General features: G+C 68.5%; 12 protein-coding genes. 6 read left to right on the forward strand and 6 right to left on the reverse strand.

Annotation, left to right across the window (positions count from 1 at the left end; translation table 11 throughout):
• The first annotated feature begins 25 nt into the window (after positions 1 to 25).
• The gene (locus tag Ae717Ps2_RS40105) at positions 26 to 682 is read left to right on the forward strand and encodes an META domain-containing protein (RefSeq protein ID WP_075334417.1); all 657 of its coding nucleotides are present in this window, start codon (positions 26 to 28) and stop codon (positions 680 to 682) included.
• A 497-nt stretch (positions 683 to 1,179) separates the two neighbouring features.
• Complete coding sequence (locus tag Ae717Ps2_RS29285; RefSeq protein WP_075302833.1) at positions 1,180 to 1,551, forward strand: hypothetical protein; 372 nt, start codon at positions 1,180 to 1,182, stop codon at positions 1,549 to 1,551.
• A gap of 517 nt (positions 1,552 to 2,068) precedes the next feature.
• Here the strand turns inward: Ae717Ps2_RS29285 and Ae717Ps2_RS40110 are convergent.
• The 3 genes from Ae717Ps2_RS40110 to Ae717Ps2_RS36525 form a co-directional block, all read right to left on the reverse strand.
• Positions 2,069 to 2,929 carry an Lsr2 family protein gene (locus tag Ae717Ps2_RS40110; RefSeq protein ID WP_075334418.1) on the reverse strand — a complete coding sequence of 287 codons (861 nt, stop codon included), beginning with the start codon at positions 2,927 to 2,929 and terminating at the stop codon, positions 2,069 to 2,071.
• Positions 2,930 to 2,939: 10 nt separating this feature from the next.
• A complete protein-coding gene (locus Ae717Ps2_RS40585) occupies positions 2,940 to 4,448 on the reverse strand; it encodes a histone-like nucleoid-structuring protein Lsr2 (protein ID WP_369804887.1) in 1,509 nt (502 codons plus the stop codon).
• Between the two features lie 621 nt (positions 4,449 to 5,069).
• Positions 5,070 to 5,417 (reverse strand): hypothetical protein, encoded by a 348-nt coding sequence (locus Ae717Ps2_RS36525; RefSeq protein WP_233147826.1) that lies wholly within the window; start codon positions 5,415 to 5,417, stop codon positions 5,070 to 5,072.
• Positions 5,418 to 5,798: 381 nt separating this feature from the next.
• Between Ae717Ps2_RS36525 and Ae717Ps2_RS29300 the strand changes: the two genes are divergently transcribed.
• The gene (locus Ae717Ps2_RS29300) at positions 5,799 to 6,617 is read left to right on the forward strand and encodes a class I SAM-dependent methyltransferase (RefSeq protein ID WP_075334419.1); all 819 of its coding nucleotides are present in this window, start codon (positions 5,799 to 5,801) and stop codon (positions 6,615 to 6,617) included.
• Positions 6,618 to 6,808: 191 nt separating this feature from the next.
• Here Ae717Ps2_RS29300 and Ae717Ps2_RS37535 read toward each other — a convergent pair whose 3' ends face one another.
• The gene (locus Ae717Ps2_RS37535) at positions 6,809 to 7,639 is read right to left on the reverse strand and encodes a hypothetical protein (RefSeq protein ID WP_158071565.1); all 831 of its coding nucleotides are present in this window, start codon (positions 7,637 to 7,639) and stop codon (positions 6,809 to 6,811) included.
• A 657-nt stretch (positions 7,640 to 8,296) separates the two neighbouring features.
• Here Ae717Ps2_RS37535 and Ae717Ps2_RS36535 point away from each other — a divergent pair.
• From Ae717Ps2_RS36535 to Ae717Ps2_RS29320, 3 genes are all read left to right on the forward strand, one after another.
• On the forward strand, positions 8,297 to 8,689 hold the full coding sequence (locus tag Ae717Ps2_RS36535) for a hypothetical protein (RefSeq protein ID WP_143510591.1): 393 nt from the start codon (positions 8,297 to 8,299) through the stop codon (positions 8,687 to 8,689).
• 562 nt (positions 8,690 to 9,251) lie between these two features.
• Positions 9,252 to 9,431, forward strand: a complete 180-nt coding sequence (locus Ae717Ps2_RS39490) for an IS3 family transposase (protein WP_255407979.1) — start codon at positions 9,252 to 9,254, stop codon at positions 9,429 to 9,431.
• Between the two features lie 134 nt (positions 9,432 to 9,565).
• Entirely contained in the window at positions 9,566 to 10,585 is a 1,020-nt protein-coding gene (locus Ae717Ps2_RS29320; RefSeq protein ID WP_083702612.1) for a tripartite tricarboxylate transporter substrate binding protein, read from the forward strand.
• Between the two features lie 541 nt (positions 10,586 to 11,126).
• Here Ae717Ps2_RS29320 and Ae717Ps2_RS29330 read toward each other — a convergent pair.
• Together Ae717Ps2_RS29330 and Ae717Ps2_RS39920 are read right to left on the reverse strand one after the other, a co-directional pair.
• Positions 11,127 to 12,545, reverse strand: a complete 1,419-nt coding sequence (locus Ae717Ps2_RS29330) for a CitMHS family transporter (protein WP_233147827.1) — start codon at positions 12,543 to 12,545, stop codon at positions 11,127 to 11,129.
• 175 nt (positions 12,546 to 12,720) lie between these two features.
• The gene (locus Ae717Ps2_RS39920; RefSeq protein ID WP_075334422.1) at positions 12,721 to 15,153 is read right to left on the reverse strand and encodes a helix-turn-helix domain-containing protein; all 2,433 of its coding nucleotides are present in this window, start codon (positions 15,151 to 15,153) and stop codon (positions 12,721 to 12,723) included.
• Between the last annotated feature and the right edge of the window lie 163 nt (positions 15,154 to 15,316).

Raw genomic sequence — 15,316 nt, forward strand, 5'->3', positions numbered from 1 at the left:
CAGTAACCGTGTTTAGGTGAAACCCATGCACACGACTTCCCGCACACGACGCGCCGGTGCCGCAGCACTCCTCGCCGCCGCCGCCCTCACCACCGCCGGCGCACTCACCACCAGCACCGCCACCGCCGCCGCCACCCAGCCCGCCGCGGCCCAGCAGCCCTACTACGAGGTCTGGGAACCCGGACAGCACCAGCCCCCGCACCCCACCGCAGGAGTCCACGTGCCCCGACCCGACACCACCACCACCGACACCGACGGCCCCCACGCCGTCGGCCCCCTCCCCGCCACACCCGCCGCACTCACCACACCGACCGACCCGACTGCCCCGACCACGCTGCCGATGCCGACCGGCGCCCCCTCCGCGCATCCCCTGCAGCAGGCCCTGATCGGCCACTGGACCCCCGCGGACGACACCACCGCAGGACGAGCGTTCGTCGAGTTCACCCCCGACGGACACTGGACCGGCTCCGACGGCTGCAACCACCTGACCGGCACCTGGGGCGTCCACACCGACGGCACATTCACCGCCACCGCCAACCCGACCACCCTCATGACCTGCGAGAACATCCCCATCGCCGACTGGCTCACCCAGACCAGCCACGCCGACATCACCAACAACACCCTCGTCCTGCGCGGCCCCGCCGGCGACACCACCACCACCGCCCTGACCCGCCACCCCTGACACCCCGGCACCGCCCCCACGACAACACCCTTCCCCCGCGCAGTGCGATAGGTCACACTGAAGGTGTTCGGGTCTGCAGCGGTCGCACCCACCCGGCGCGCTGGGGAGCGCACGCCACCCGCGACCGCCCACCAGGGCCGGGCCGCCCACCCCTCCGGCGACGGCCCGGCCCACCCCCTCACCCAGCACCCCCCGACCCCGCCGGACGCCCCCGGAGGCCCTCGGAGGCCCTCGGAGGTCCCCGGACTGCGCCGAACCAGGACAGATCAGGACACACCAGACATAACTACAGTGCGTGACACGACCGTGTCCCGTGTCCGATTAAATGCCCCATACGGGTGGTCGAGACTTCGACCGCGGAAACAGTCCGCGCGCGCCGCGCGCGGGCCGGGTGACAGTGTTTGACCTGCAGTTACCCCACCTGAACCCTCTCGTTGCAGCTGGCACGGGCTCCCCTCGTATCCGACGTGCCAGCAACAACCAGGAGGACATACCCCATGTGGAAGAAGACCGGGATCGTCGTCGCCGCCTCGGCCGCATCACTGATGGCGCTCTCGCCGGTGGCCATGGCCCACGGCACCCACAGCGGTGACCACGGTGACGGGATCGACAAGAGCGCCGAGGGCCTGATCGCCGGCCTCAACGGCAACAACGTCAACGTCCCGATCCAGGCCTGCAACAACAACATCCCGCTCAACCTCATCGGGCTGCAGGTCCCCATCGAGGACGCCGCCGCCGCGAACGGCCTCACCGGCGCTCTGGGGATCCTCGGATCCGGCACCGCGAAGTCCGGACACTCGGTCACCGACCAGTCCGACAACTGCGCCCAGACCGGCGCCGCCGGAGACACCGTCAAGGGCCACAAGTAACAACCCCGACCCCACCGCACGCTGGGTAGAGCCTTTACCAACCCGGCGACCACGCGGTCTGCTCGCCTGACCACCAACAGCACACAGACCGCACACAGACAGAGCCCCGCCCCGAGGGACCACGGCACTGACGCACAGGGTGCCCACCCCCCGGAGCGGGGCTCTCCCACATCCCCTGAGGTTCCCCCGCTTTGCCGGAGTGTCTGAACACTGGCTCGATCTTGAGAACCAGGAAGGAAGACACTGAGTGTTTTCCAACCTGCCGTTCGTGCAGGTCACAGCGACGCTCCCGCGGTGTCCCCCCACCGGATGATCGCCCGCATGACCTGCGGTAGGAGCATCCACACGCGCACCTCCGCTGTTAGCGAGCGCCTGTCTCTTGGTGTCGTCAACCAGGACGAAAAACGCTCACTGGTGCCGGCTCCGACCCGAACCGGCGGCTCTACACCCGCCCCATAAAACTGGAAACGATCCAGAAACCCCCAGGACCCCCGGGGGCGGGTCCGGGCACAGCGGATCAGCCCGGACCGAGCCCACCACGACCGGGATCGGTCAACTCCGGATGCGCCCGCAGATACGCATCCCGCACCTGCCCCGACAACCGCCCCCGAGCACCCACCGCATACCCCTGAGCCTGCGCCCACGCCCGCACCGCCCCCACCGACGGGACAGACACCGCCGAGGCAGACACCGCCGGGACAGACGGGACGGCCACCGCGACCTCACCACCGGAGTCAGCAGGGCCGGCAGGGTCGGCGAGCGGCCACAACGCCAGAGGGACATCCCCGTCATGGGCGACGCCACGCCGGGCCGGCCCCCGACGACTCCGAGAACCAGCAGCGCCCGACCCAACAGCACCGGCCGGCGCCGCGCCACCCGCGCCTGCCGGGCCACCCGCGCCGGCCGGGCCGGTCGGGCGGTCCGCGGGATCCCCGACGTCACCACGAGCAGCGCGGTCACCACAACCGGAGAGGTCACCACAACCGACGCGGAAGCCGAGGGAACTGAGGGAAGCGAGCAGCGTGTCGGTGACCACCCGAGCGACATCAGTGTGAGCGTGATGATCCAGAAACGCCGCCACCACCCCCAGAGCCGACAGCGCATCCGCTTCCCGCTGCCCCCACACCGGATGCGGCTCCACCCCCCGCGCCGCCCGCCGAGCCGACCGCACCGCATCCCCGACCCGACGAACCCGCACGATCTCACCCACCGCAGCCCCAGCCGCCGCAGCCCCAGCCGCCGCAGCCCCAGCCGCCGCGGCAGCAGCAGCGTCGGCGGCGTCGGCGTCGGCGGCGTCGGCGGCGTCGGCGGCGTCGGCGTCGGCGGCGTCGGCGGCGTCGGCGGCGTCGGCGGCGTCGGCGCCGCCGGGGATAGTCATCCGCCCCTACTCACCGGCCGGGCACCGACCCGGCCGACGCAGCGAGATAAGCCGCCCGGACCTGCGCTGGGATCCGGCCACGCTCCCCGACCACATAACCGTTCGCGCGAGCCCACTCCCGCACCACCCGCGCATCCACCCCACCACCAGCCGGACCAGTGGCAGCCGGACCACCAGCAGGCTGAGGTGAGGCATGATCCGGGCCGGCACCACCCGCAACGCCGCCACGCCGCCCTGACTCAGGGACGAGAGCAGAGGCAGGGGGAGCAGAGGCAGCGGCACCCGCCGATACCGCAGGCGGCGCCACTGCAGGCGGGGCCGCTGCAGCGGCGACAGCGGCAGCGTCCATGATCGGGCGCAAGATCTTCGCCACCGCATACGCAGCAACATCACACGCCTTCATCTTCGCCCCCTCCGTCGCCGTACACGTGACCACCTCACCCGCAGCATCCCCGACCAACAGCCGCGCCGACACCGTCGCCGCGAACCCCTGCGGATGCCCCGACTTCCCCACCCCCGCCGGGACCGCACCGATCTCCAGATCCGTGATCCGCTCCACCTGCCGCCAATGATGCAACAACGCCCGCGGAGACGTGTACTTCCCCAACACCGGATCCTGACCCGGCTTCACCCCACCCGGCACCACCCCAGCCTTCCCACCAGCACCCTTTCCCCCGGCGCCCTTTCCCCCGCTGCCCTTCGGGCCGGTCGGCTTCCTCTGCCCCGGACCTGTCGAACCACCGCCCACACCGCTACCCTCACCCCGAGCAGACCCCGACCCGGACACCACACCAGCAGTAACACCAGCCGTAACACCGGCAGAGTGTCCCGCGCCCGGGCCCACCTGCGACGCCGCCGCGGCCTGCACCGCGCCGGCGCCAGCACGTCCCGCCCCAGCCGCCGGGGGCGGGACGCTGCCCGGAGCCGCGAACACCGGCGTCACCGCCGCCCGCGACGCCGCAGACCCCGCCACCGACCCCGCAGCAGATTCTGCAGAGTCAGGGACCACCGCGACCCCCGCGGCCTTCAACCACGTCCGCAACGCCGCCGGCGGCACCTGCAGAACATCCGCCGCCGCCTTCGCCGACATCCCCCGCCGGATCATCGTCTCCGCCCGCTCCAAAATCCGAGCACGATCCCGCTCCGCATCCGCCGGCGTCCCCAACCGCCCAGCATGCTCCTTCTCCCCGAGCTTCAGATCCTCCGCCGCGGACAACACACACCCCAACGAGCAGTACATCCCCAACCGCAGATGCCGCCCCCCACCACCCGGGGAACGCTCCAACAAATACCAACCGGTCGGGACACTGATCCCCACCGCCGTCAACTTGCACGAACGACAAAAATACGACCGCTCCACACCACCAGCCGGCGACGAACCCCACGGCCCCCACCCCGACCCAGACCCCGCCCACCGATCCGGCACACGCCGCCCCGACGACTGCCGCGACGGCTGCCGATCCGACGAACCCGACCCCGACGCCCTGGAACGCTCATACCCCACCGCAACCCCACCCATCAGAAATATCCACAGACCGAATTTCGCCCACGGTAACCGGACACGGCACAACACCGCCGGGACCCGGCCCCGACCATCCGCACCCCGGGCCACATCCCGGGCCGGTCCCAAACCGGTCCCGTTGCTGGCAGGGCCCCGGCAAAGTCGCGATCGGCAGCAGCGGACGGCGCAGACTGACCGCCGCGCCACACCTACCTGGGGCCAGCTATATCACCACTCTGCGCCGACGCGCCGCGGCTCGCTACAGGATCATCTAGCGACTCTGTCGGGGACCTGCGTTTCCTTCGCCCGGTGCGGGTCAGGACCGCCGGTCTCGGCCGGGCCCCGCGGCGGGCGCCGGCAGCGCTCTCGGCCCTCCAGCACGTGTCGTGCGACCCCGCGCCGTCCAGGCGGCAGCGATGATGCCCGCCCCGGCCACGGTAGGTAGAGAAGTGGGTATAGAAAAGGAGCTGGTCCCGGCACCTGCAGAGCGATCATGAAGGGGGCTGCAGGTGCCGGGACCGCCATCACCACGGGGAAGGAAGCCCCGTGGGAGATCCAGGCGCGGCGGAGCCCGCCGCGCCGACCAGCCCTAGACCCAGGCTGTGAGGTCCATAAAGCCTGTGAGGCCCGTGAGGGTGGTCAGTCGTTCCAGACCGGGGGGCAGCTGATCCCCGCATAAGAGCTCGGCTGCCCGGGGAGCTTGGACTCCTTGGTGTGGTTGACACACCAGTCCTTGACCCAGTTCCAGTCCTTGTTGACCCGCCAGGGCTCATCAGCCATGTCATCGCCGGACTTGCCCTGACCACCGGCCGCGCTCCAACCCCGGTTGTCCACCGGCGCCGTCGGCACCACTCCCTGACCGGGAGCCGAACCGGTGGTGTCAGCAGCCAGCGCTGTCCCGGCGAGACCGAGCATCGGCGCCGCAGCCAGCGCAGCAACCGCGAGACCACCACCGAAACGACGAGAGACCGTCATCACACACACCATCCTTCCTTGAACACCGCGCACCACACAAGTTACTGCGCGTAAATCACGGTCACTCTAACGTGGCCTGGAGGTCGGGACGCCCACTCAGCGACACGCTCCACCGACCGACACCACAGCCCGTCCCCCGACCACTCGCTGCTTGATCTCCTCCCGGGATCTGCTTCGGCACGACCAGCCCCCTTCCAGACTCACAAGGAAACGGCCTCACACCGTGGACGCAACCTGGACGCTCCTGTTGACCCGTCCCCCAGGAAGTGGTAGTCAGCTCATCACGGGACGCCCGGTGGGCACTCGATGGTGGCGCTCGGTGGGCGCGCAGGCCTGCTGAACTCCCCCGGGCGTGTCTCCTGACGGGTTGTTCATCTCCTTCAAGGGGCGTCGATGTCGCCGCACAGCCAGTACGACTCCATCGGAGCCGCCTACGACGCGGTGAAAGAGCTCCCCGCCGCCCGCTACGGGGAAATACCCGCTGTCCGGGCGCTCCTCGGAGACCTCACCGGGCAGAAAGTCCTGGACCTCGGCTGCGGAACCGGCCATTACGCACGCCTATGCCGCGACCACGGAGCCCGACACATCGACGGCGTCGACAACTCCACCACGATGATCACCGAGGCCCGACGCCGGGAACAGCCCTCCCAGCCCTCGGGTCCCTCCCAGGCCTCTCCCGCGCCGATCACCTACCACGTCCACGACGCCGCCGAACTCCCCCACCTCGGCACCTACGACGTGGTCCTGGCCGTCTACCTGTTCAACTACGCCCCCGACCGGGCAACGCTGGAGGCCATGCTCACCTCCATCCGAGCGAACTGCCGGCCCGGCACCCGCCTCGTCGCGCTACTCACCGACCCCAGCTCCCCACTGTCACGACCAGGCCTACGCCACTACGGCATCGAATTCGACATCACATCCGATGCCGACCCCGATGCCGACCCCGATGCCGACTCCGATGACGCGCAGGACTCGACCGCCACGACAGAAATTGTCTTCACAGCGCACTGCGACCCCCCGGTGTCGTTCCGGCTCCACGCACCGCACCCACACCTCATCGACGAATGCCTCCGCACGGCAGGGTTCAGTGAGATCGAGTGGGGCCGATGCCCGGTCTCCCCGCAAGGCCGGGACCTGTTCGGCGACGCCTACTGGGCCGAGTACCAGCACTCACCACCCTGGATCACCGTCACCGCGCTCGCCGGCGTCTGACCAGCCACGATCGACGCACCGGCCGGCGAGGACAGCGACACCCTCACCCAACCCCAACGCCTCGATCAACATCGAGGCATCAGCCCCGTCCACCGCCCGCGCCAGCACGACCCGCGCCGCCGCGGCAGCGACCTGCGGGTCATGACCTGCCTCGGTGCGATACCCCAACGGCACCATCCGGTCGGCCATACTCACCGCCCACCACCCCGAACTCCACCAGCAGCACCAGACACGGTCCCAGACGCGGGCCCAGACGCGGTCCGGGCGGTGGCGCCACCGCGGGTGACCACATGCCGGATCCGCAACCCCACCAGCAACTTCGGATTCCACGCCCCCCGCACCAGCAACTGATGCTGCGACAACCACGCCACCGCCACCGGGAGCCGACCCTTCAGCCGTTCCCGATCCGCCTTCCCCAACCCGTTCGGGCCCGCTTTCCCCTTCTCCAGCAACGCCCCCACCACCGGGCCCAACGCCCGACGCACCTCCAACGACGGTGCTCGCCGCGCCATCACCGCCCCGATCCGCTGCTGCAACACCGCCTTATCCAGCGGATGCACCATCGTCAACGGTGTCACCTTCACCGGCCCCGACGACCCCACCAGCAGCCAGCCACCCTTCACCGCCTTCGACGCGTTCGGATCCGGCTTGGGCTTCGGAGGGGGCGGCGGCTGACGCTTCCGCTTCGGTGTCGGGCGACCCTTCGGCGGGACCTCCCCCACCAACCCCCCCACCGGGGCCAGGCCCAGCACACACACCGGGCCCGGGAACTCCTGCTGCGCCACCCCCTGCAGATACCCATCCCAGGACCGGCACTTCGTGAACGACGACAACTCCAGCCCCGCCGCCGCAGCGACCTGCGGCACCATCGACACCTCCGGCACCCGATGACACTGCCGCACCCGCAACGACAACCGCGCCGCCCCACCAGGCACCATCGCCATCACCACATCACCCACAGCCAGCTCATGATCAGCACCAGCCACGGTCGCGGTCTTCCGCCCATCGACCAGACGCGTCATCGCCCCCCGACCGAAAATCAACACCGGCGCCGAGTCATCGCCACCCGCGCCAACAACACCAGAGTCAGCGGCAGAGTCAGCGGCAGAGTCAGCGGCAGAGTCAGCGGCAGAGTCAGCGGCAGAGTCAGCGGCAGAGTCAGCGGCAGAGTCAGCGGCAGAGTCAGCGGCAGAGTCAGCGCTCATCAGGAATACCCCCCAGCCCGTCATCTCACCCGTGAACGACACCGATAATCGCATCCTGACGCTGCCAACACCCACACCAGAACACGGGATCCTCACCGACCCCGCCCCGGTCACAGCCGCGCCGACCCGTGAGCTCTCGTCGTGATCGCAGCCCGCCCCCGGGCGGGCGAGGAACCGGAAGCGGCTCCCGCGGCTCCCGCGGCTCCCGCGGCTCCCGCGGCTCCCGCGGCTCCCGCGGCTCCCGCGGCTCCCGCGGCTCCCGCGGCTCCCGCGTCCACGACAAGAAGCGAGCACCCCGTGGACGCTTCAACGAGAACCGAGCACGACCCCATCACCACCCGACCAGGTGACTGCTTTCACGACACACGACCACCTTCCGGTCACGCACAGTCCGTGATCTACTTCCATTCCGTGACGATCACACTCCCTGAACACGACCAGAGCTCCCCCCGACGCCCCCTGGTTCGACGCATCGTGACCGGGCTGGCCACCGCCGCCGCACTGGCCGCGGCCCTGCTCCTCTCCCCCGTCGCACCCGCTGCCCACGCCGACACCCCACCGCCAGGACAGCCCTACGGCAACAGTGGCTCCAGCCAGTCCACCGTGCGCCCCGGCGGGAACCCCGAATGCCGCCAAGGCGACCCGCTGTGGTGCGAGATCGACGGCGGATTCATCACCATCCGCTTCTACGAACCCGGCACCTACGAGTTCGAGTTCACCATGAGCGACGCCGACGGCCGCGGCACCTACACCACCCGCCACACCGTCAGCAACAACGGCCACAGCGGCCCCGTCACCATCCAGGTCGTCAGCCCCTACTTCCGCGAAATGGGCTTCAAGATCGACAAATTCAGCTACCGCTGGTGACGGCCCTCCCACGACGACAGCTCGACCTGACCTGAGCTTGATCTTTAACCTGTGCACTGATCCTTTTCCAACCTGACGTTGGCCCTGGTCGGAAGCTTGAGACGCGATGTCGGAGGCTGGCGGAGTCACCGGCGTGACCTGCATCGACAGGGAACGGGCGGGCCATCGGGCGGCCTTGGAGGACGTCCACCCACCCCGTCCCAGCCAGGTTGAAAAAGGCTCACTGAGCCTTTTTCAACCTGGCGTTTGTGCTGGTCAAGCCGTCGAGTGGGCCTCCCCGGACCGCGACCGCGCGGCGGCCTGACCTGCATCATCGGGGATCTGGCCGCTGCCGACGGGGCCCCTGCCGCCGCTTCGCGGCGGGTCCTCGGTCAGGTTGAAAAAGGCTCACTGAGGCTTTTCCAACCTGGCCGCGGAGCGTCTGCAGAGCAGCACCGAAGCCGCTCCGGCAGCACGACGGATAACCGCTGATGCAGGTCAGCCCTCTACCGGCCGACCCGGTGCGACGGCCCCGGAACGGCCTGACCTGGTCAAACGGCAGGTTGGAAAAGCCTCGCTCAAGATCGAGCTGCTCTACTGGCCCGGCACCACGTTCGCGACCCGCCGCGCCGCCGAGCACGCCTTGATCCGCTACCTCGACGGCTGGTACAACCCGCGCCGCATCCAGGCCCGCCTCGGCGGGCTCTCACCCGGCGAGTACGAAGACAACTATCGTCGCGCCCAGCGCGACGCCGACGGATAACCCGCACTCCGGCGAACCGGGGGAAGCTCAGCTTCACTCGGGCGACCTGCGGAAGTTCCGCCAGCCTTCGTGTTCCGACCACGCGGGAGCTACTTCGGCGAGGACTTTCCCAACACACACTAAAGGATATATGAATGTCAAACGTTTCCTTCTCGAAGGGCAAATTGACCCGTCGGCAGCTGGGGGCGTATTTTGGTGCAGGGGCCATGGCGCTCAGCGCAGGCGCGCTCCACGAAAAGCAGCCGTTGATGGAATTCATGGACGGGCATGTACGGGGCCTGCGATTGATTGTCCCAAACTCACCGGGCAGTGGATACCATATCAATGCCCAGGCCATGGCCGAAGCGCTCGAGAATGCCGATCTGGCTCACGATGTTGAAATTTTCAATGTTATCGGCTCCAGCGGCGTCGAAGGCCTCTATCGCCTCCTCGGTGATACCGGTAATTCTCGACTGCTGATGTCCATGGGGCTAGGCCTCATAGGAGGAGTGATTGCGAATAACGCTGACTCGTCACTGAGTGAGGCCGCTCCTATTGCTCGCCTCACGACAGAGCCTGAGTTGATCCTGGTGTCCGCCAATTCTCCGTACTACAACTTCAGCGATCTATTAAAAGATTGGAAGGACAATCCTTCTGCTGTTGCAGTGGGGGGCGGCTCCTCTCCGGGGGGGCCTGATCACCTGACGCCGATGCTGACCGCTGAATACATCAACCTGAAGCCAAAGCTAGTTCGCTACGTCGCCCACGACGGTAGAGGGCCCCTCCTGAGCGCGCTCCTCGATGGCAAGGTCTCGTTCGCGGCCGCAGGAGCTGGCGAGTTCGCCTACCAGCTCCGCACGGGGGAGCTCCGGGCCCTGGCGGTCATGGCCGACAGCCGCGTGAAGGGATTGGATGTACCCACTGGGCGAGAGTTCGGAGTTAATGTTGAAGTATTAAATTGGCGTGGCGTGCTCGGATCTCCTGGCGTAAGCCTGACAGAGCGATCTGGGCTGGAGCAACTCATATGGCGACTTGCAACCTCTGCTGAATGGAAGACTTATCTCGCCAGTAACAATTGGCAAGATGGGTACCTGTCTCCCTCCCAGTTCCACTCATTTTTGAATGTCGAGCGCTTGCGTGTTCGTCAAGTACTCGGCGAGATTGGAATATTATAACTATAAATTTTACGACCAAGGATGGAGTCTTTTCCGTCGTGTTTGTGCTGCATCTCGTGACGGCGAGTTGCACAACGACCCGAACACCTGCTGCGTGAGCTTCATCGACAGATTCACGGATCTCCGACAGCGAGAACTGCGGCTCGTACACAGCCTTTTCCATCGTGAGTTCGCTGGTCAGCGAACTCACGATGGAAAAGGCTCAGCGTGGACCACAGGTTCTCGGCGAGGGGTCAGCTCGACGCGTGAATGGACCGGGCCGTCCGCGCACAGGACGGCGTCACAGAGCTCGAACAGCGCATCCGCCCGCGCGGTCAACGAGTCGTAGAACTCCTGCCGGAACCCGGCGAGATCGCCCCGCCGAGCCGGAGTGTCGCCGAGCACCACCGGCCCGGCCACGGCACCGCCCCAAGGTTAAAGATCAAGCTGAGGAGCCTCGACCTCGGCCGCGCCAGAAAACCCGCCGTCGCTCTACACGCCGGTGGGGCGGCCCCCGGGGAGTCGGGGCCGCCCCACCCGGGGGAAGGCGATCCAGCGCTGGTCAGCCCAGGGGGATGACTCCCAGCGCAATCGCCGTTGCCATCATCACCAGCGAGCACACCGCAGCCCGCCAGATGACCTTCTTGTGGTGATCAGCCAGATCGACCTTGGCCAGCGACACCAGCAGCAACATCGCCGGGACCAACGGGCTGGTCATGTGCACCGGCTGCCCGATGATCGACGCACGAGCCATCTCCACCGGCGAGATACCGTAATGTCCGGCCGCTTCGGACAGGATCGGCAGGATCCCGAAGTAGAACGCGTCGTTAGTCAGGAAGAACGTCAACGGCATGCTCAGCACACTGACGATCACCGCGAACCACGACCCGATCTCCGGCGGCACCATCGCGATGATCCCGTTCGCCATCGCCGCGACCATCCCGGTCCCCGACAACACCCCGACCAGCACCGACGCAGCGAACACCATCGCGACCACCGCCACGATCGACGACGCGTGCGCGGTCACCGCCGTGACCTGATCAGCCGGGCGGGGGAAGTTCACGACCAACGCGATCGCCGACGCCGCAACGAACACCAGCGACAACGGCAACACATCCAACCCCAGCACCACCAGCAGCGCCACGGTCAACACCAGGTTGAACCAGATCAGCTTCGGCCGCAGCGTCGGGCGGGTCGGATCCAGAACCCCACCCGCATCGATGAACCCCACCCCCGACGCAGACTCCGCCCCACCGACACCCCCGGCACCGGCACCGGCACCGGCAACCTCGGCGGCGGCGACACCGGCGGCGGCGTGCTCGGGAACCCGGTCGAACTCCGAGGCCACGACCGGCAACGGCCGCCCCGCGGCGGCGAGCCTCTTCCGCTCCGAACGGCCAAGGAGCCAGGCCAGGACCAGCACCGTGACCATCCCCAGCACCATCCCCGGGATCATCGGGTTGAACAACTCCGAAGGCGACACGTTCAACGCCGTCGCCGCCCGCGCGGTCGGCCCACCCCACGGCAAAATGTTGAGGACCCCGTTGGCCAGGTTCGCCACCACCGTCAACGTCACCGGGCTCATCCCCAGCCGCAGGTAGATCGGCAACAACGCCGACACCGTGATGATGAACGTCGTCGACCCATCACCGTCGAGGGACACCGCGCCGGCCAGCACCGCGGTCAGCACCACCAGCCGGACCGGGTCGTTGTTCACCGCCCGCAACACAAACCGGATCAACGGGTCGAACAACCCGACATCGATCATCGTCCCGAAGAAGATGATCGCGAAGAACAGCAACACCGCCGTCGGCGCAAAGTCCTTCATCGCCGACGTGATCGCCTTGACGACCCCGTCCTCCCCCGACTCCGCGACCCCCGTACCGACCGCGACCAGAGCAAACGTCAACGGCACCAACACCAGCGCCAACGTCGGAGCAAGCCGCTTCGACAAGATCAAAAACATGAAGACCGCGATCATCGCGGACCCCAGAGCGATAAGCACGTGGACCCTCACCATTGTCGGTCGATGTGCGAACACTGGCCAGCCAGCCCCCCCACCCGCAACATATGATCACAAAGAAACTAACGATCACGTTGCAGACCGAAACTCCCCGGCGTCCTCACCACCCTCACCGGACCGACGAAAACCCCCGTCACGGCACCAGCACCGCAGACACCGCCCACGACGACTGCGACTGCGACTGCGACTGCGACTGCGACGACAGAGCCCAGTAGCGGCCGGTCTTGGTCACCAGCCCCGCAGCGGCGAGAGCGGTCAACGCTTTCGACACCGCCGGCGCCTTCCGCCCCGACGCCGCAGCGATCTCCCCGGTCCGAGAACACCCCGCAACCAGAGCGGCGTACACCTCGGACTGCGCCGGCGACAACCCACTCACCTCAGCACCGACCTCAGCGCTGAGGTCAGCGCTGAGGTCAGCGCTGAGGTCAGCGCTGAGGTCAGCACCGAGGTCAGCACCGAGGTCAGCGCTGCTCCCGAGGTCATCGAGGCCGGGCCCATCGCCGGCCACAGGCCCCCCACCCCGAACAGGCACAGACACGACATCGGCGGCCGTCAACGCCGCCGGCACCGACACACCCGACCACCCCGGCAACACCACCGAAGCCGCAGACTCCACGACCGGGGCGACACCACCGCCGACGCCGACGCCACTGGCCCTGGTGGCGGTGCTGGTGGCGGTGCTGGTGGCGGTGCTGGTGGCGGTGCTGGTGGCGGTGCTGGTGGCGGTGCTGCGGCGCCAGGCAGCCAGTTTCGCCGTCTGCGTCTCCCACCGCGCCCTCGGCGACAGCCCCTGAGCCGGCTGGAACCGCAGAACCGCCGCCGCGGTGTCCGGATCCAGAGCGGCACCGGGCACCGACCGCACCCACTCCCCCAGATCAGGCGCCCACGCCACCCGGCCCATCGCCATCCGCCCACCCGAACTCGCGAAGCAATACCCACCACCGGCCGGCAACGACGTCGGCGCCACGGCAAGCCCGTCGACCACGACGTTCTCACTACGGTTCATGTTGCGGAAAGCAAACAGGTTCCGGGCGGACAGAAAGCTCCGCAGCACCGTCGACCCACCGAAGTCCGGCGCCAGCAGAGACTGCGTCCCGACCACGACAGCGACCCCGTACTTACGGCCGATCCGCACCACCCGCTCCACCCGTCCGATGAAATCCGCCGCCACCAACACCGGATGCGTCGACAGCCGATGCAACTCATCGATGACCCACACCAGCCCCGGCAACCCCGGGGCGGGCAACAGCTTCCGCGCCGACGGCTGAACCGCCGGGTCCGTGATCGCCACCAGCACCCCGGGCACGCCGTCCGGGGCGGACGGGCCCTCAGTGAGCGTGGACTTCAGCAACGACCGCACCTCCAACGCGGCCTCCACCGCCCCCAGCTGGGCCAGGACACCCTCCGGGCCCGACTCCGCCCAATCGGCGACATCATTGAGCACCGGGCTGGAGCCGCCATCAGGGTCACCGTCACCGAAGAACACATGCCAGCACCCCGACGACGCCAGACCCAGCCCGATCGCCTCCAGACACGCCGACTTCCCCGACCCCGGCTCCCCGGTCACCAGACCGTTGCGCACACCGACAGCCTCCACCGCGTGGAAGACCATCTCGCCCTCCCCGTCGGCATACGGGCCCAACGGGATCGCACCGTGCTCATAACGGGGCCCGGTGAACGCGATCCCGCTCGAGAGCACGTCAGCGATGATCACCGTCAGCTGCGCCCAGCCCTCGTCATCGGGATACGGCTCCACCACCAGCTGTTTCCCCGACACACCCAACGCCGAGGCGATCCGGCCCCGACGAGACAGAACGTCGTCGAAACACAGCTCACCGGGCGGAGTCCGCACCGTCCACCGCACCGCCCGCGCCGAATCCGCACGGTCGGTCAACAGTGACCCGGGGAGAGCTTTCCCGCGGCCGGCGACGTTCTCAGCCCACCGCCACGCCAACCCGTCCCCCACATCTCCCTCGACCTCTTCGTGGCCCAGCACCAGGCCAGACGCGGGCACCGTGACCGGGTGAGCGGCCATCCACCCCGACCAGCACGCCGCCGATCCCGCCGCCAGCATTCCGAGCAGCGCCGGATCCGCCGGGCCGACCACCGCCGCCGCACCCACCCACACCCCCGCACCCACCACACCCGCCCACGACGCCGTCGTCCACGACGACGGGATCCGGCGCCGCCACCACCCCCGCGCCCCGGCCACCCCGGCGGACACAGTGAGCCCGGCACCAACGGCGGTCACCGCCGACGCCCCCGGCCCGCCCGAGACCGCGACCAGATCACACACCGCCCAGCCCAGCGCCCCAGCCGCCGCGGCCGCGGCCGTGGCCAGATACGGCACCCGCCGCGCCCACACCCGAGCCCGCACCCGCTCCGCCCGCTCACTCACCACAACCTGACCAGGGGATTCCCGCCGCAACACCGACCCCCGTGCCCGCACCACCACCTCCCCACCCGCGACAGGCTCGGCGGCGGTCAGGCGCTGCAACGCCGCAGCCAGAACCTCCGGACTCACCCCAGCCGCACCGGCCACCCCTGACTCGATCGCCGCACTCATCGATCCTCCAGACACTGAGTGTTTTCCAACCTGTCGTTCGTGCAGGTCACAGCGACGCTCCCGCGGTGTCCCCCCCCGCCGGATGATCGCCCGCATGACCTGCGGTAGGAGCATCCACGCGCGCACCTCCGCTGTTAGCGAGCGCCTGTCTCTTGGTGTCGTC

Origin of the sequence: Pseudonocardia sp. Ae717_Ps2 (assembly GCF_001932475.1) — a bacterium.
GTDB lineage: Bacteria > Actinomycetota > Actinomycetes > Mycobacteriales > Pseudonocardiaceae > Pseudonocardia.